The sequence below is a fragment of the Vibrio sp. 10N.222.52.B12 genome (genome assembly GCF_002875385.1).
Classification (GTDB): domain Bacteria; phylum Pseudomonadota; class Gammaproteobacteria; order Enterobacterales; family Vibrionaceae; genus Vibrio; species Vibrio jasicida.
The window spans coordinates 143,786-160,046 of the sequence record NZ_MDAW01000036.1; the positions used below are offsets into that span (position 1 = coordinate 143,786).

Genomic DNA, 16,261 nt, shown 5'->3' on the forward strand with positions numbered 1-16,261 from the left:
ATTACGCCCTCGCACTTAATGCAATTACGGGGGTGAGACGCGATGCTCGCCTTGCCGGAAAGTAAGACGCCAGCAACGCCAAAACCAGCGTGACTAACAGTGACCAGGCGATAGAGTCTGGCGTGATAACCGGAAAACCTAACCACTCCGGTAAGGTAATGGAACCAAGCAATGCGACCACTAAATAAGCAACCATTAAGCCGAGAGCTGTACCGACCGCCACCAAAATGAGTCCTTCAAGGATGAACTGGTTGAGTATGGATTTTTGCGTTGCACCAATCGCCAAGCGTACGCCGATTTCTCGCGTTCGTTCTGTCACAGAGAGGAACATAATATTCGCGACACCAAGAGCGCCAACGGCCATGGTCATCGCACCGCTTGCCCCAAGGAAGATTTGAATGCCACGAAAAATACCCGTTATCACCGTTGCGCCCTCGCTGAAGTCTGGCAAGTTAATCGCTTCTTTGTCGGTCGGGTCGAAGTGCAATTGCTTGGCATAGAAGTTAACAATGGCTTGTCGGAATGCGTTGCCATCCATACCTTCAACTGGCTTGAGTAGCAGCATCCAAGGTTTGGCATCCCACAAATCAAGGTAGGTAGTTTGAGGGATGAAGACCTTACGGCTATCACCAAATGAAATGCCCGCATCTTCGTCTTTCATAATGCCGATCACCAAAAAAGGCACGCCGTTAACTTTGGCCATTTGACCAATACTGATTTCACCCATCTTGGCAATTTGGTCGCCCAAAATCGCTACGCGAGTGTGATTGGCAATATCACTAGGCGACAGATTACGCGAACCCGACTCCAACTTGCGTTGAATCAATGAGAAATAGTACGGGTCTATGCCGCTAACAAAACTCGTGAGTTTTTGGCCTTTTTCATTGGTGATGTTTGCATCCCACTTGGCATACACACTGGATGCAGATTTTACAAAGCCAGATTGTTTGATCATATCGACTTTATCCTGCGGGATCTGAATCTGACGTCGTAAAGGTAATCCGTGCCAAGGTTTGCTGGTGTTCGATGGAAACACGACTTGCACATTATTGACCATAAACGACAACTGCTGAGTTTGATGGCGATAAAAGCCCTCTCCCAGCGCAATCAAAACCACCACAGATATTACGCCCCACGCAATGGCAATGATGGTGAGCATGCTTTTCATGCGGTGTGCCATCAGCGTTTGCCATGTTTGCTGCAATAAACTGGTCATGAATTAAACGCTCGAGAGATCAGTGCCATGGTGTCGTCATCTAACTTACCTGCAGTTTGCAACAAGCCGATACGCTGACGCCAATAGTTGTACAAGTTGGTTTGTAGGCTGTTTTTCGCCTCAAACAAGCTGTTGTGTGCACTAATCACTTCTGATACTTCGAGCAAACCCGCATCATAAAGCTTCTCTTTGCTGCGCAGCACTTTCTCACGGGATGTAACCAATTCGTCCGCCATCAAAACTTGATTCCAGTTGATGTCGACTTGAGTAAACTGCTGGATCACGCGCTTTTGAATATCGATTTCCACTCGACGTAGATCTTGCTTTGCACTTAGGGTATTGAGTGACGCCTCATCGACTCTGGCTCGTGTTGCGCCGTTCAAATCAATGGGCACACTGAGTGTAATGCCTGCATTGAACTCGCCGTCTTTACGTCGGTCATCATCGTTGTAGCCAACATTCCCTTTTAACGTTGGGTAATACCCACCTTGTGCAGAATCTTTTGCAAACTCGCTGGCTTTCACGTTTTGCGCAGCCACTAAAAGCTCTGGACTACTGTCCTTCGCGAGCTTTAACCATTGCTCTTGAGAGTCCACCAGCAAGGGCGGTTGAACAAGGGAATCAGTACGAATTTGATCGACGTTTTGCGGGATTTGATTGATCAACGCAGCCAGTTCGGCTCGCTTCACTTCTAAGTCAGAACGCGCATTCAAGATACCGGCTCTGTCCGCAACTTGTGTTGCTCGAATCTCTTCGACATCCACCGATTTCACTTTACCCGCGAGATAACGCTTCTCGATGATCTTCAGCAGTTTGTTGCCTTCTTCCAACTTGGATTGCGCCAACTGCAAATCACCTTGTGCACTCGCAACATCCAAATACGATGAAAGCAATCTTTGTGCTAATTCATTATGTGATTGAGCCAGTTCAAGCTGAGCTTTGATGTAGTTGGCATTCGCTTGATCTAGATCCGACCACAAGCTGCTGTCCCAAATGGTTTGAGAAAGCGATGCCCCATAACTATTAGTATTGTCGGCAGATTCGCTCCAATTCGCTGATGCTGTCGCACTCAAACCGGGTAAGAGTGAACTACGGCTTGCATCGACACCCACTTCACCAAGTTGAACACCAATTTTGGCTTTCTCGTAATTTGGATCACTTTGCTTTGCCTGTTGCCACGCTTGTTCAATCGAAATTGCATAGCTTGGTAAGCTGAGTGTTGCCGCTAATATCGCAACACCAATTTTAGATAAGTGCAGCTTAGCCATGTGCGGCTCCCATCATCATGCTGTTATCGATGATCTCTTCATCTAGCTCAACACCATCTAACACTTCTACATTGATGCCGTCCGACAAGCCTAGCTTCACTTCCTGTTTGTGGAAGCCTTGCTCTGAACTATCAGGGATCAATACGTTTGGCGTATCGCCATCAAATTGCAGCGCTCGTTCTGGCAAGGTTAATACGTTCTCAGATTTCTTCAGTGTGATTTGTGCCGTTGATGAAAAGCCTGAACGCAGCAATACTTCTTTCGGGATCTTCAGCTCACCCACTTCGACCTCAAATCCGTTATCGAAGCTTTTTGCAGAGGCATTGCCTTCAGGCGAATTTAGGTTTTCTGATTGAATCGCCACTTTGGTTAGCACACCAGAGATTTCCACATCGGGATACGGCGCCACGGTTAGTAGAACTGGCATACCCGGAGAAAGCTGCGCGGCATCATGCTCGCTCACGCTGCCTTTGAAGATCAGACTATTCATGTCCGCCAGAGACATCATTTCTGTCGCGGCTTGGCTAGATTCAGTTGATATGATTGGCTCACCGACTTCGACTTTACGGTTTAATACTGTGCCATCAATTGGTGCATAAATGGTTGAGGTTAAACGAGCGTCACCAATGGAAGCTTCACCGCTGCGAATTAATTCGAGGTTCTGGCGTTTTTGCAGTACGTTCGCTTGAGCCGATTTCACGGTTGAACGCGCACTAACGTATTCATCGTAATTCTTTGGAATGATGTCTTGCTTCACCAAGCTTTCTAGGTTGGCGAGCTTTTGTTTGGCTGATTCGAGGTCCGCTTCACTACGCATTAAGTCTGTTGAAGCATCAGTAAGCGCTTGAGGCGTCGGGTTCGGACGAACCTTAATCAATGGTTGGCCTTGCTTGACCTTTTCACCGACCTGAACGTACATCTCGCCCACGATACCATCGATTTGTGACTTAATAGATACTGAGTGTGCAGGGACAATATTGCCGACTGCCACCGCTTGTTTCTCAATGGTTCCCTTTTCCACTGCCAACGTCGGAAACGCCTCTGGTTGAGCCGAAGATTGCAGATAGAAATACGCACCGCCGCCAAGTAATGCAACGCTCACAGCAGCGACAAGCCAAGTTTTTGCCATTATTGATTCCAATTATTGTTTTGTAGTCTTGTGACCATCTGATGAACATAAAGTTCTAAGGATACCGTGGTTTGAAGCCGCTAAAACTGTCATATTTGGTAAGGTTTTGTCAGGGCGCTTTGACAATAGGCAAGGTGAATAGCTGAGATTGGAATTTGGCTCACTCACAATCATAAACGTTAACAGGGTCGATGATTAAACCTCAACACAACGACCCGTTGGCAAATGCTCCAGACGATCACCAAGCACTTCTTTCAGTAAATGATACGCTTTCATGCCCGTGCAGTGGCCCGTGTAAAACTTCTCAATGGGGTATTCAGACAGGGCTTTACCTAATGCTTTTATGTCGTTTTTAGTGCCGCCGATGCCATTAAATACAGGTAAGCCCACAAGATGAAAGCCACCTACTACCGCTTTGATTCTGCAGTCTGGAAATAATTCAATGGCGGTTTCAACCATGTTCAATACTCCGCTGTGCGCACATCCCGTGAACACAACCAAGCCATCTTCTTCCTTGATCATCAAAAGTAACTCGTGTTCAAAAGCATCTTGCTCATAACCGCCGTCTTTCGATTGAGTATAGAGGTACTGATTTCCTTTGGGTTGTGGGTACTTGTCGCTGATCTTCGTAATAACATGAACATTCGGAGCAACTTGTGTCGTTTCAGTGACCAGCACGATACGGTCATTGGTTGTGTCTAACAAAGCTTTGTCGATACCAACATCACTCTTGAAACCAAAAGCTCGAAAGTAGTAATCCTGATCTCCACACGATTTTAAATAGACTTTGGCTACATCGTTTTGCTCTAGAAAATGAGATGTGCCGTTGCAATGGTCATGATGCCGATGAGAAATAACCGCGAGATCAACTTCTTGGATATCGATGTTTAGTAAAGGCGCGTTGTCGCAAAACGTTCGCCCACTGCCCATATCGAACAACAGTTTGGTTCCTTCTGTATCGATATGCAGCGATAAACCGCGCTCAACACAGAGATCGGCTCGGTCCTCAACGCGAGAATTATCAACAAGAGTGGTAACGATCATGGTGTCTCCTAATGACGTTGAACCGCTTTAGTGGATGAGACAATAACGAGGTTTGATGCTTGTAGAAAAAAGTAATGGTAATTGTGTGATTAGACAGGGGTTTACGGTGTTCGTTTTCGATCGTGCTTGATTTTTATCTCACCAACATGGGATTTTTTATAATCCATTGATATGGAGTCATCCAGACGAGCAGGTTCAATAACGCCTAAATAACAAAAGCCCAAAACACTTGTTTTGGGCTTTTGTGAATAAGATTCTACTGGTCACAATGTGCAAAGACTCTTTGCTTGTCAGATAGGTTTTTAGCGGCTTCTTTCGCTAGCAAAATTTGTTCTTGGGTAGCTTTGAATTCAGAGCCTGTTCCCGGCCAGTAGTACCCCTGCTCATCATGACAAAGAGTGATGATTATTGGATCAATTCCAATTGTAGGGGAATCTCCAATCTCTGTGTACATACCGAAAGTAATGTTGGTAGTAATGTGGCCTCGAACTCCATCCAGCACCTTAGCTTTAACCTTATAGTAGTTATCTCCCCCGTCTTTCTCCGGCCCCTCAAAACCAGTTAGTATCACAACAGCCGAGTATGGAGTCTCTTCAACGGCAGTTTGAAGCCTCTCATTTGCTACTGCTTCAGATCCGATGAGAGTCATTAGGCATATTAGCCATTTCATGCTTTCAACTCTTTTAGCTGCATATCCAAACAATCCTGAAGTTCGTCGCTAAGGGCAGGAAATACCGCATACTCTTTCAAGACACCTTGTTTCTTAAATCCACATTTTTCGAGCACGCGAATACTGGCTTGATGGTCAATATGAGGAGCTGTGTGAATCTCCTCGATTCCGATGCTTTTCAGATACTCAATGCCAAGCTTACACGCCTGAGTTGCATACCCTTTACCTTGATAATTTCTAGAGATCCCAAAGTGAATTTCGCTATGACTGCTTTCAGGGATTAAGACCAAACAACCAATGGGAACGTGTGTCGCGCTTTCTTCAATTGCGAGTACCAAGATATTAGGGTGATCCAACTCGTACTGAGCTCGCCATCGACCGATCGCTTGTAGCGTTTGAATTGGGCTTTGATGTGCTTGTCGATTGAGATACAAACACGTTTGCTCATCACCAAGGTAGTTTTCAAACAAAGGAACGGCATCTGTTTCTTCAAGGTACCTGATTGCTATCTCTTGCGCTTCTAGCCTCATTGGTTCTCACCTTGATACACGTCCGGGTTCCAAATCTGCATAAAGTTTTCGGCAGGCTCGATAGGCTTAAAGCCGTATTGTTCATAAAGACCATGTGCATCGCGCGTCGCAAGAATCATTCTACGTAGACCTTGAAGATCTGGGTAGGACACAATTTCAGAAACCAACCACTTACTAATACCACTGCCGCGGTAATCAGGGAGCACGAAAACATCGGCGAGATAAGCAAAAGTGGCTTTGTCAGTAATAAGGCGAGCAAACGCGATTTGCTGATTCGACTCGGTAAACACACCAAAGCAAAAGGAGTTTCGTATTGCTTTATCTAGCGTGTCCCTTGGCACTCCTTTCGCCCAATAGCTCTGTGAAATGAACTGATGGATGCAATCCAGATCCATCTCTTCAAAGACGGTGCTAATACGATATCCTTGCATGTTGCTCTCTGTGACAGTTAATTAACTTTGCTTTTTTAGCTCCAAGAGCAGGTAACGACATACATAACCTGCACCTGATGTGTAGCCGACGAGGTTTTCTAAAGACACCACTTCTAGCCCTGCATTTTGGCTGAATTCGCGGACTTCGCTCTCAGTGTAAGCCGTATGTACAACGGTGCCACTGTAGGTATTTCTTGGCAGGTCTTTTCCATCTGGGTCGTGACATTGGAAACTGATAAAACAGCGTCCGTCAGCATTTAGCTTGTTGGCAACGCATTGAAGTAGCGATTGGGGATTGGTAAGAAATTCCGTGAAACCGAGTGCGGTAATGATGTCGAAGGTTTGATTGAAAATTGGAGAGAAAGGTTGGTCGAGGTTATGAACGTTGACGCTTTGATAGAGGTTTGTCTCGCGCGCTTTATCGACCATTTTGGATGAAATATCCAAACCGTGCAGATAAACGTCTGGATAGTGAGATTTGATGACCTCCCCGATACTGCCTGTGGCACAAGCCAAATCAAGAGCAGAAGCTTGTTGGAGATTGAATGTTTTTAGCTTTCCATCTATCCAACGCGGACCAACATATTGGCTGTCTTCGATTAATTTCTGATAGCGCTCAGATACTTCATCATACATTTTGGCAACGTCCATGATTCCTCCTTGATCTTTGAACGTTTGCCAATGTAGCACGCCATACTCACCTGCACACTTATGTCATTGTAAAAGCGTGAAAAAAGTCGACGTGCTACGCATTAGTTTATGCCATCCAGATCCTTGCCAGAATGCCAACCGGTGTCGTAACGCCAGTGGTGATTGAGCTCACCTCTCCATCTTTTAATACATAGATAGTGGGCGTCACACTGATGCTCCATTCTTGCATGATGGCGCTTTTCGGATCGTTGATGTTATCGAACTGGTAACCTTTCACCTGCATGAATTGGTCTACCCGTTCTTGCGGGCCAGACGCGCCAGATACCGCAACCACTTCATAGTAATCACTCAGCCAACTCACGCTTGGGCTAACAAACTTACATGCCGGACACCAGGTTGCCCAAAAGTAGACCACAACGGGCTCTTCATGACTTTTGGCGATCACGTCCATATATTCACCATCAGCCATGACTACGCTTAGCGGCGGCGCTTGCTCTTTAGGAATGTCTTTGGTGCGATACCAATCCATGGCGACCGAAATCACTGTCACCATAAGCACCATTTGCAACGCTTGACTAAGCCAGTATTTCAGCGATTTGCGCTTTTTTACTGTGTTCACTTAATCGTGCCTCCACTTGCTTGTTCGATTGCTTTCACCACAACATCGTCAGTCAGAATCACAGGCAAAGGAATACCCTCTGGCGCTGCTGGTCCATATACGATGTTAAATGGCACACCAAAGCGACCGTGTGCACGTAGGAAGTCGGTCACTGAGCCGTTCGGATGTGTCCAATCGCCTTTCAGTGTCGCCACGTTCGGACTTTGCAACAGTGAATAAACCGGATCTTGCCAGATCACACCAATCTTGTTGGCTTTACAGGTCACACACCAATCTGCCGTCACATCGACAAATACCACACGACCATTTTTCACATGCTCAGTGATGGCTTCGTTAGAGAGTTTTTCCCAAGCCAAATCTTCTGGCAATGGCGTAGCCCAATGATTTGCAGTCACACTGCCTAACACCAAACCACCAGCGATCAGAATCAAAGAGGCGCCTCCTGAGATAGCTAACGCTTTGTTGCCATAAATATGCTTCACACGTGCCATGATCGCGATAAACGCTACCAAGCCAATCAAGATAACCCAGAAGATTGGTAAGTGGTTTGCCATCAATGACAACAACCAAACGCTAGTTGCCAGCATCATGATGCCAAAGACGATTTTTACGACATTCATCCACTGACCCGGTTTTGGCAGTTTTAAGGCAATACCTGGGAAGATCGCCACTAAAATCCATGGCAGCGCCATACCAATCGCAAGTGCGGTAAAGACTGCGAATAACGTGATGACATCAGCACCCAATGCGAAAGCCACCGCTGTGCCAAGGAAAGGTGCAGAGCAAGGCGTAGCTAATAGTGTCGCAAACATGCCTTGAACGTAATGCCCCACTAACGAGTTATCGCCTTTTGACGCCAACCAAGTATTGGTACCTGAAGAAAGACGAATCTCAAACAAGCCCAACATATTGGCACCGAACAGTGCAGTAACTAAAACCATCACACCAAGGAACCAAGGGCTTTGGAATTGAACGCCCCAGCCGATAGCGCTGCCTGTAAGCTTAAGCACCAAGATAAAGCCAGCTAAGATCCAGAACGAAGTCAAAATACCTAATGAAGACGCGATGAATTGCGTGCGAATTTGGCGGCGTTCTACCCCCTGCGCGGCAACAATACTACTTAGCTTCATGCCCAGAACCGGTAACACACAAGGCATAATGTTGAGAATCAAGCCACCGAGCAACGCAAATAGGAAGATGCTCACCAGTGATGTACTTGGCAACGTCTCTGTGATCAATCCTGTTTTAACAGGTGCCACTTCTTCTGCTAGCAAGTTGCTGTCTTTAATTGAAACGAAAACCGATTGGTTATCCAGTTCCACATCACCCAGCCACGTGTTTACTTTGTAGTTTGCTGTCAGGGTATTGCCTTCTTGGTGCAGCCCAAGCAGTTTGAAACTGTAATCGCTGGTGTTTTCATCGACACCATCAACCAGCACCTCTGGTTTTTGCCAACCTTGTGAATTGGTCAGTTTGATTTGTAGTTTAGATTGGTTGGCATCCCAGTTTGCTTCTGTCACATCAATAAATGGCGAAGCTTGAGGCACACTGCTCACCGCTTGCGCATAGCTGAACATCACACCTTCATCGACTTGTAAGTCAGAAGGCATGAAGGACAATTGAATATGGTAATCCGTCAGGACACAAATCGTTGTGCACGAAGAAAGCGTCAATGTCGCATCAATCGTCACAGGTTTACTCATATCTTCAACGTGCAAGGTCATCGGGAAAAGCGTGTCGCCTTTGTAACCCAGCGTTTCAATACCAAGCAGTTCATATTTCTGCGGATATGGCCACTGCCAATCCACCTTAGTTAGGTTTTGTGATTTTTCCCAATCAATGGATGGCGCAACACCGCCCTCGCCCGGCGAACGCCAGTAGGTTTTCCAGTCGCCGCTCAATTTGACATCGAGATATCCCGTCAGCGTTTTTGCTTTAGGATCGTGTTGGCCAGTAAGGACAAAGCGCGTTTGCACAGGTGGATGCTGAGGGTTGGTCAACCATCCCGTGTCTGTCGTTTGTGCTTGGGCAATTAGCGAGAATAAGCTCAGTGCCAGCGTCATGATAAGCATCAACGCGGCTTGAGTCGTTTTTTTCATGTGGTTCATAGTTATTCCTAGTTAAAAACAAGTGTAGAGAAAAACTGACGATACGAAACTCGTCAGAAATCACTTGTCATTCGCGGAATACACACAGGGTGAGATGGACTCGATACTTTTGGACTATCGGTTCGGTCCATTGTCTTTTGCTAGCGAACGCACAACAGCGCCACACGACAAGCGCGAAAATGCCAACAAATAATACAACGACCAAGGTTTCCAGTTGTTGCTGAGCAAATTGAATCAGCTTTTCAGACAATTCACATTTACTCGTGTCATGCCCTTTTTCTGCTTTTACGATTTTAACTTCATCGCCAATGAGCACAGAGGTAGAGCTAGAGCTAGAGTCATATTGCATAGCACAACTGAACATCAAGCCAGAATTTTTCATCAAGCACACAACAATCACCCAGCCGATTAGTGCTAGGAACCATTTTCCCTGTTGTCGGGACGCGGCAGATTGTAGAGTGGATGAGTGCATTCTAACTTCGATAAATGTGGAAACGCGGGAAATCATACGCAAGTTAATATAAACCTCAAGTAGTATGATTTTTTGAACAGCGCGTTTTCGTAACTAACTGTGATAGTCTTATGACTACCGTTTCTGTAAATAATTCAACATGCTCAATAAAGTTAATCTTGCTGATATTCGCTCCTTCGTTTTGATCGCTCAACTGGGTAACTTCACCAAAGCGGCAGAAGCGCTTTCCGTCTCTCGGTCTCATGTGTCTCGCCAAATCAGTGGACTTGAAGCACAAATGGGTGTGACCTTACTGACTCGCACCACGAGAACATTACGCCTCACTCACGCTGGCGAGCATTTCTATCAAGAGTGCGAAAAAGCGCTGCACGACATCGACCAAGCGTTAATCGCTGCTGTTGACGATACTCAAGAAGTGCGCGGCTTGATTAGAGTGAACTGTGTGGGTGGCTACATCGGTGAAGACATCATTGCTAAATACGTCAATGAGTTCATGTTGGAATATCCGAACATCACCGTAGATTTGGATTTCTCTTCACCACGTATTGATTTGATTGAAGACCAATTCGATGTCGCGATTCGCATGGGCGAGTTGGAAGACGCAGGATTCGTCGCACGCAAATTGATGATGATCGATATGGTTACGCTTGCAAGTCCGAACTATCTCAAAACGTACGGCGAACCTGTCACGCCAAAAGAACTGGCGAAGCATCGTACTCTGACAGGCTCAGTCACTCGCTGGAGTTACCGTAACGTGGCTAACCCACAAGAGCACAGCGATGTCATCGTGAAAGGTAATCTACGCTGTAAAAACGGACGTGCACTGGTAATGGGCGCGCTATTCGATAACGGCATCATCCGTGTCCCTCTCAGTTATTGTGATGACGAGGTCGAACAAGGCAAACTGGTTAAAGTAATGCCGGAATGGGAAATTCCGTCGGTGCCGCTATCAGCGATTTACCACCGTGATCGCTACCAACCTAAGCGCCTGCGCACCTTCATCGATTTCGTCAAAACCAAATTTTCACAAGACTTTGATGTTTAAGTTTGGCGCATAAAAAAGTGCGTAAGAACCGAAGCTCTTACGCACATTTTTCAAGCTGGATTGAAGGCTAAGATAACTTTTCTAAATAGCTCTCTATATCGACATCATCGATAAGCTCATCCGGTAAATAGCGCTTGGCGTAACTTAGGTAAGTGCCACTGGTTAACAGCAGCTTAAATACGTCTTTATCAATGTGACCACCGAGTGCCATTTTCGACATAATGCTGATTGCCTCACTCAAGGATTTGGCTTTCTTGTAAGGTCGATCGGCCGCGGTTAACGCTTCAAAGATGTCAGCAACCGCAAGAATACGCTCCGGAATCGACAGGTCTTCGCCCATCAATCCACGCGGATAACCAAACCCTTCCATCGCCTCGTGGTGAGTCGTAGCATAACGAGGTACACGTTCTAACTCTGGCGGGAATGGGATGCTCTCTAGCATCTTAATGCCGCTGATCATGTGCTCATTAATTTTAAAGCGCTCTTCTGCTGATAACGTACCGCGCTGCACCGCCAGGTTATAAAGTTCACCATGGTTGTAAAGCTTCTCTGGCACCGTCATATTAATGCCAAACTCAGGGTCAAGATCAAACGGCTGCTCACGCTCAATCACATGCTCAGGACGGTCAGAAAGCAGCTTCTCCGTTGCTGGCGTTGGTTGTGGTTCATAGCGTGTTTCTTCTAATGGCGATAAGCCAAGCCCGCAATCGAAGTAACGCGTCCACTCTTTCTCAGCCAACTTGTGTAAACGTTCGATGCCTTGATCCGACATAAACTCCGCCCCCACGTTCGCACTGGCGATAAATTCGAACTCTTCTTTCAGCGCAGAAAATTCTTGTTCAAGTGCTTGCTCAGGTTGTTCATCGACACCCATAATTTTTAGTTTTTTGAGTAGATATTGAATCTGCGCATCTCGCCACAGCACCTCAAAGCGCATGCGAACTTCGTGAATTCGATTGTAGTTGGTTTCTAGCTTACTGCCTTTATCTACCACGTATTCCGGCGTGGCGATCTTACCGCAATCATGAAGCCAAGCGGCAATACGGAATTCACGGCGCTCCTCGTCATTGGCAAACTCAAAAGCTCCAAACACGCCTTGGTCAGATTTCTCTGCTTCTTCCGCAAGCATCAACGCAATCTCCGGCACACGGTTACAGTGACCTGCCGTATAATGTGATTTTTCATCGATGGCGCGTGCGATAAGTTGAATCACGGAATCAAAAAACTCATTTTGCCTTTGTTCAAACTGCTTAAGCGAGTTGCTGCCTCGCATCAGCGAAAGACTAAGTTGATGAATTTCTTCAATGCGAGAATGAACACGCTGCACTTTGTCGTATTCGCGATCACGTACAAACCTGACTTGCTTTCTCAATGCATTGATGGGGTCTGAGATCGGTTTTGCCATTTCCCACGCGACTGGAATGAGTAATGCAAGAACAAACAACGATGCGCCCACAGCATATAGCGTCACTTCATTTACGCCTGACATGACGTAAGACTGTGGAATCACGACAGCAAAGTAACGCTCTTCCTTATGAGTGAGTTTGGAGACAAAAACATACTTGTCTTTCCCATTGAGCGTCACTAGTTGAACGGAATTGATGAACTTAGGATCTTTGGCAAATTTGACCAGCTCTTCGTATGGCGTAAAGGTATAGGTCGACACTGCTGCCTTACCCTCAAACCATTTTTCACGCAGCTCTTTTCTTTGCTCTGGCGTAATCGCGTCAATAGCGCGGTTAATGATCTCAACTAAAGGTCTTTGTTCCTCATTCGCCAAGTAGTAAAACGCGTTGGAGAGGTTTGAATCCTTAACCAAAGTGATGGCTAAGTTCTGACGAAATGTTTCGCGTATTTTGTTGGCCAATATTTGACGGATGTCGAGCACAGCTACGATGTCACCATTCAATACCCCGTCGATCGCATCGTGCAAAGAAGCGTAATTGACGATGGTCATTTGTGGGTAAGCTTCTAACAAGTCATCTTGAATGCTCCACCCTTTCAGCAAGCCAATTCTTTCGTTCTTCACTTGCTCTAAGGTATTGATGTGCTTGTTCTCTTCTGTGGTGAGCAAAGCAAACTTTGCGTGATAAAGAGGTTCACCGACGACACCGATGCTCGAAAGGTCATCTTGGTTGGCAATCGATTGAAGAATGTCGATATTGCCATTTTTAAAATCGTTGACGAGCTCATTCCAACGTCGACCGTTCACAAACTTAAACTTTAAGCCGGTCATTTCAGAAATCATCTTGAACAAATCAATCGAGAAGCCATTTGGGCGACCGCCAACGGTGTAATCAACCGGAGCCCAGTTATTTTGGTTCGACACTTTCAAATCTGGCGTTTGGGCGACCAGTGCTCGTTGCTCGTCAGTTAAGTTCACCGGAGAGACCAAAGGTAAGCGATCTTCGATGTCGACCATCTTGTTAGTTGCAATCAATCGGCCATTGGCTTGATAGATAAACGCCTCCGCTTCTGGCGCTTTCTTGTTTTCGACAAAACGGTTGGTGAGTTGCGCCTCTAACGAGGAGAGAAGAATGTCCACACCCACCACAGTATCGGATTCTGGCACCTTAATCGAGAAGGTTTCCCCCGACACTTTTAGCGTGTTAAACAGATACGGAGAGGTGTTGTAAGTATCATCGTAATCGGCATTTTCAAACCAGCTACGCTGAGTCGGAATAAAGTTACTGAACTCATCTGAAGCATGGCGTGATACAAAGTTTTCATCATAGTAAATACTTACCTTACGACGATCTCGCTTCACTCCGCTATGCGCGATCAACAACCACTTGTCCCCTGGTTGAGCATCTACACGTGAGCGAATTTCCTCTGAGGAAAGGTTGATCAACTGGAAGAAGTCGTTGTTCGCTTTGGCAACAAAAATACTATGAATGCCGGGCTCTCTTACCAACAATTTAGACAAAGGGATAATGATGCTCTCTTCGGGCGTATCTACCCCGATGAGCGACACTAACTACGCGCCGCTTCGTGCCACGTTCTCAGCTAAATTTTGTAGATTAGATAAATGACTCGATACACCTGTCGCGATGGTTTGATATCGGGTGAGGGTGTGTTGCAGCTCAGTTTTCCTTGCAAAATGGTATTGCAAAGTAATCGCCACACCTGCTGTCACTAGGGTACAGAAGACAAACATCAACCCTAGCACTGTCCTTAACGAAATCCGTTTACGTTTCTTCATCGTTTCAGCTTGGAGTAATCCAAGCGCCTTAATCCTTTAACCAACTGAAATTATTGTCTAAAAATTGAATTTAAGCCAATCACGAAATTTGATCGAAGCAAACAAAAACGCCTCCATCGGGAGGCGCTTTATCTTAGTGACTAAATTGAGTTGGGGTACTTAAGTGAAAACGTAACGATTATGCTTGTGCTGGAACGCTTTCAACTTGAGTTTGTTGCTCAGCTTCTTCTTTGTTGAAGCCTTCGTGTAGATGGTAGTAACGTTGGTAAATCACGCCACTGATGGTCATCATGATGGCAGGTAGACCAATCATCATAAATTCTAAGCCCATAATGGTGCTTGCTGATTGCTCTACGTTTGGTACGTAACCCACAACAGACAGACCAACACCCACAATGAAGCCACCTGCTGCGCCTGCGAACTTCACAAGCATGGTTTGTACTGAGAAGATAACGCTCTCGCTACGACGACCTGTTTTGTGCTCACCGTAGTCCACAACGTCAGCCAGCATTACAGTTTGCAGCGCGTTCGCAATACCCACACCAAACTTAATTGCTGCACCCGCCATACCAATCATTAGCGCGTTAGCTGGAGCGATAAAGCCCATCAACAGTAGAAGTACACAAGACAGAATTGGGAAGCCACACGCGATAGGCCATAGAAGCTTGCGTGGAAGGAATGCCGCAAGACGTGGGAATAAGAACACACCCGCGACTTCTGCCGCGCCTGCGACCGCCATGTAAACTGGGAATAGCTCTGCGTTACCCAGTGCGTAAGAGAAGTAGTAAATCGCAAAGCCACCAACCAATAGGTTCGCAATTTGGAAAGACAGAACCGTGCCGATTAGCGCTTTAAGCTGGTCGTTTTTACCGATGATAGTCAAAACGTCTTTGAAGCTGAATTTCTCTGCTGGTTTTGCGTTAGCTGGTGCTGCTTTCTCTTTTACGTTACGAGCAATTAAGAATGCGCTCATCACAAACAGAACCGCAATCAGCATCGCAACATTGAAGAAACCGTCGCCTTGGTTGCCGTTACCTAACTCGCCCACAATGTGCAGACCGTAAGTACCAGTAATGAACCATGCAAGGCTCGCGAACAAACGTGGCCATACCACAAGCTTTTCACGTTCTTGGCGAGAGCTTGATAGCGCTGGAATCATTGACCAGTATGGGATATCCATAATGGTGTACGTTAGGCCCCAAAGGATGTATGCCGCCGCTGCGTAGATGTAAAGCGTAGTGCCTTCAAACATGTGAGTACTGAAAAGGCCGACCAGCACTACTGCGTTTAAAAGCGTACCAATCACAATCCAAGGACGGAATTTACCGAATTTTGAGCGCGTGTTGTCAACAATCACTCCCATCATTGGGTCAGTGATGGCATCGATAACACGAGCGGCTAAGAAGATAGTACCAACGAAAGCAGCAGACAAGCCGGCTACGTCAGTGAAGTAGAACATTAAGAAGATGTAGATAGGTGCACAGGCAAAGTCTTTACCGAGTGCGCCAAGGCCGTAGGACAGCTTGGTTTGTAGCGTAATTTTATCAGACATAATAGTTCCTTAGTGTCGTACTGCTATTCATTCCCCTAACTAGAATTCATAACGTCGACGTCTTTTATTTATATTTCGATGCTAATGCTACTCACACACTGAATGCCTTACTGTGATCAAAAACCGCTTTATGGAAACGTTTACAGACAAGTTTTCAAAATGAGACATCGAACAATATTTAGACCTATTAATGTGAGGAGATCGTGTTATTTACGTCATTTTATCAACACTTTACGCTCATTAAGCATGAGAACGATTTCAAAACGGCCAATTAAAACCAACGCAAAAAGCCGTACAAACCTGATGTCTGTACGGCGATAGAAA

The 16,261-nt window shown here is 46.0% G+C and carries 14 protein-coding genes; 1 reads left to right on the forward strand and 13 read right to left on the reverse strand.

Annotated elements, in window-relative coordinates; genetic code table 11:
• Window position 1 precedes the first annotated feature (1 nt).
• The 11 genes from BCT11_RS02665 to BCT11_RS02715 form a co-directional block, all read right to left on the reverse strand.
• Window positions 2-1,216: an ABC transporter permease gene (locus BCT11_RS02665; protein WP_102387005.1), complete on the reverse strand. Its 1,215-nt coding sequence runs from the start codon at window positions 1,214-1,216 to the stop codon at window positions 2-4.
• Window positions 1,213-2,484, reverse strand: coding sequence for a TolC family protein (locus BCT11_RS02670; RefSeq protein WP_038870603.1), 1,272 nt, complete (start codon window positions 2,482-2,484; stop codon window positions 1,213-1,215). Before BCT11_RS02670 ends, BCT11_RS02665 begins: the two co-directional genes overlap by 4 nt.
• Window positions 2,477-3,613: an efflux RND transporter periplasmic adaptor subunit gene (locus tag BCT11_RS02675; RefSeq protein WP_038870601.1), complete on the reverse strand. Its 1,137-nt coding sequence runs from the start codon at window positions 3,611-3,613 to the stop codon at window positions 2,477-2,479. The genes BCT11_RS02670 and BCT11_RS02675 overlap by 8 nt, the downstream gene beginning before the upstream one ends.
• 195 nt (window positions 3,614-3,808) lie before the next feature.
• Window positions 3,809-4,657 carry an MBL fold metallo-hydrolase gene (locus BCT11_RS02680; protein WP_102387006.1) on the reverse strand — a complete coding sequence of 283 codons (849 nt, stop codon included), beginning with the start codon at window positions 4,655-4,657 and terminating at the stop codon, window positions 3,809-3,811.
• A gap of 256 nt (window positions 4,658-4,913) precedes the next feature.
• Window positions 4,914-5,327: a hypothetical protein gene (locus BCT11_RS02685; protein WP_102387007.1), complete on the reverse strand. Its 414-nt coding sequence runs from the start codon at window positions 5,325-5,327 to the stop codon at window positions 4,914-4,916.
• Complete coding sequence (locus tag BCT11_RS02690) at window positions 5,324-5,857, reverse strand: GNAT family protein (RefSeq protein ID WP_102387008.1); 534 nt, start codon at window positions 5,855-5,857, stop codon at window positions 5,324-5,326. Before BCT11_RS02690 ends, BCT11_RS02685 begins: the two co-directional genes overlap by 4 nt.
• Window positions 5,854-6,288 (reverse strand): GNAT family N-acetyltransferase, encoded by a 435-nt coding sequence (locus BCT11_RS02695; protein WP_102387009.1) that lies wholly within the window; start codon window positions 6,286-6,288, stop codon window positions 5,854-5,856. Before BCT11_RS02695 ends, BCT11_RS02690 begins: the two co-directional genes overlap by 4 nt.
• Before the next feature lie 21 nt (window positions 6,289-6,309).
• The gene (locus BCT11_RS02700; protein WP_102387010.1) at window positions 6,310-6,939 is read right to left on the reverse strand and encodes a class I SAM-dependent methyltransferase; all 630 of its coding nucleotides are present in this window, start codon (window positions 6,937-6,939) and stop codon (window positions 6,310-6,312) included.
• Window positions 6,940-7,045: 106 nt separating this feature from the next.
• Window positions 7,046-7,558 (reverse strand): protein disulfide oxidoreductase, encoded by a 513-nt coding sequence (locus BCT11_RS02705; RefSeq protein ID WP_102387011.1) that lies wholly within the window; start codon window positions 7,556-7,558, stop codon window positions 7,046-7,048.
• Complete coding sequence (locus tag BCT11_RS02710; protein ID WP_102387012.1) at window positions 7,555-9,666, reverse strand: protein-disulfide reductase DsbD domain-containing protein; 2,112 nt, start codon at window positions 9,664-9,666, stop codon at window positions 7,555-7,557. The genes BCT11_RS02705 and BCT11_RS02710 overlap by 4 nt, the downstream gene beginning before the upstream one ends.
• Window positions 9,667-9,733: 67 nt before the next feature.
• Window positions 9,734-10,138 (reverse strand): hypothetical protein, encoded by a 405-nt coding sequence (locus BCT11_RS02715; protein ID WP_241908968.1) that lies wholly within the window; start codon window positions 10,136-10,138, stop codon window positions 9,734-9,736.
• 139 nt (window positions 10,139-10,277) lie between these two features.
• Between BCT11_RS02715 and BCT11_RS02720 the strand changes: the two genes are divergently transcribed.
• Entirely contained in the window at window positions 10,278-11,183 is a 906-nt protein-coding gene (locus BCT11_RS02720; RefSeq protein WP_038870579.1) for a LysR family transcriptional regulator, read from the forward strand.
• 67 nt (window positions 11,184-11,250) lie between these two features.
• On the opposite strand, the gene BCT11_RS02725 is transcribed toward BCT11_RS02720, so the two are convergent.
• A complete protein-coding gene (locus BCT11_RS02725) occupies window positions 11,251-14,157 on the reverse strand; it encodes an HD domain-containing phosphohydrolase (RefSeq protein ID WP_241908969.1) in 2,907 nt (968 codons plus the stop codon).
• A gap of 406 nt (window positions 14,158-14,563) precedes the next feature.
• The gene (gene melB / locus BCT11_RS02730) at window positions 14,564-15,937 is read right to left on the reverse strand and encodes a melibiose:sodium transporter MelB (protein WP_038870574.1); all 1,374 of its coding nucleotides are present in this window, start codon (window positions 15,935-15,937) and stop codon (window positions 14,564-14,566) included.
• Between the last annotated feature and the right edge of the window lie 324 nt (window positions 15,938-16,261).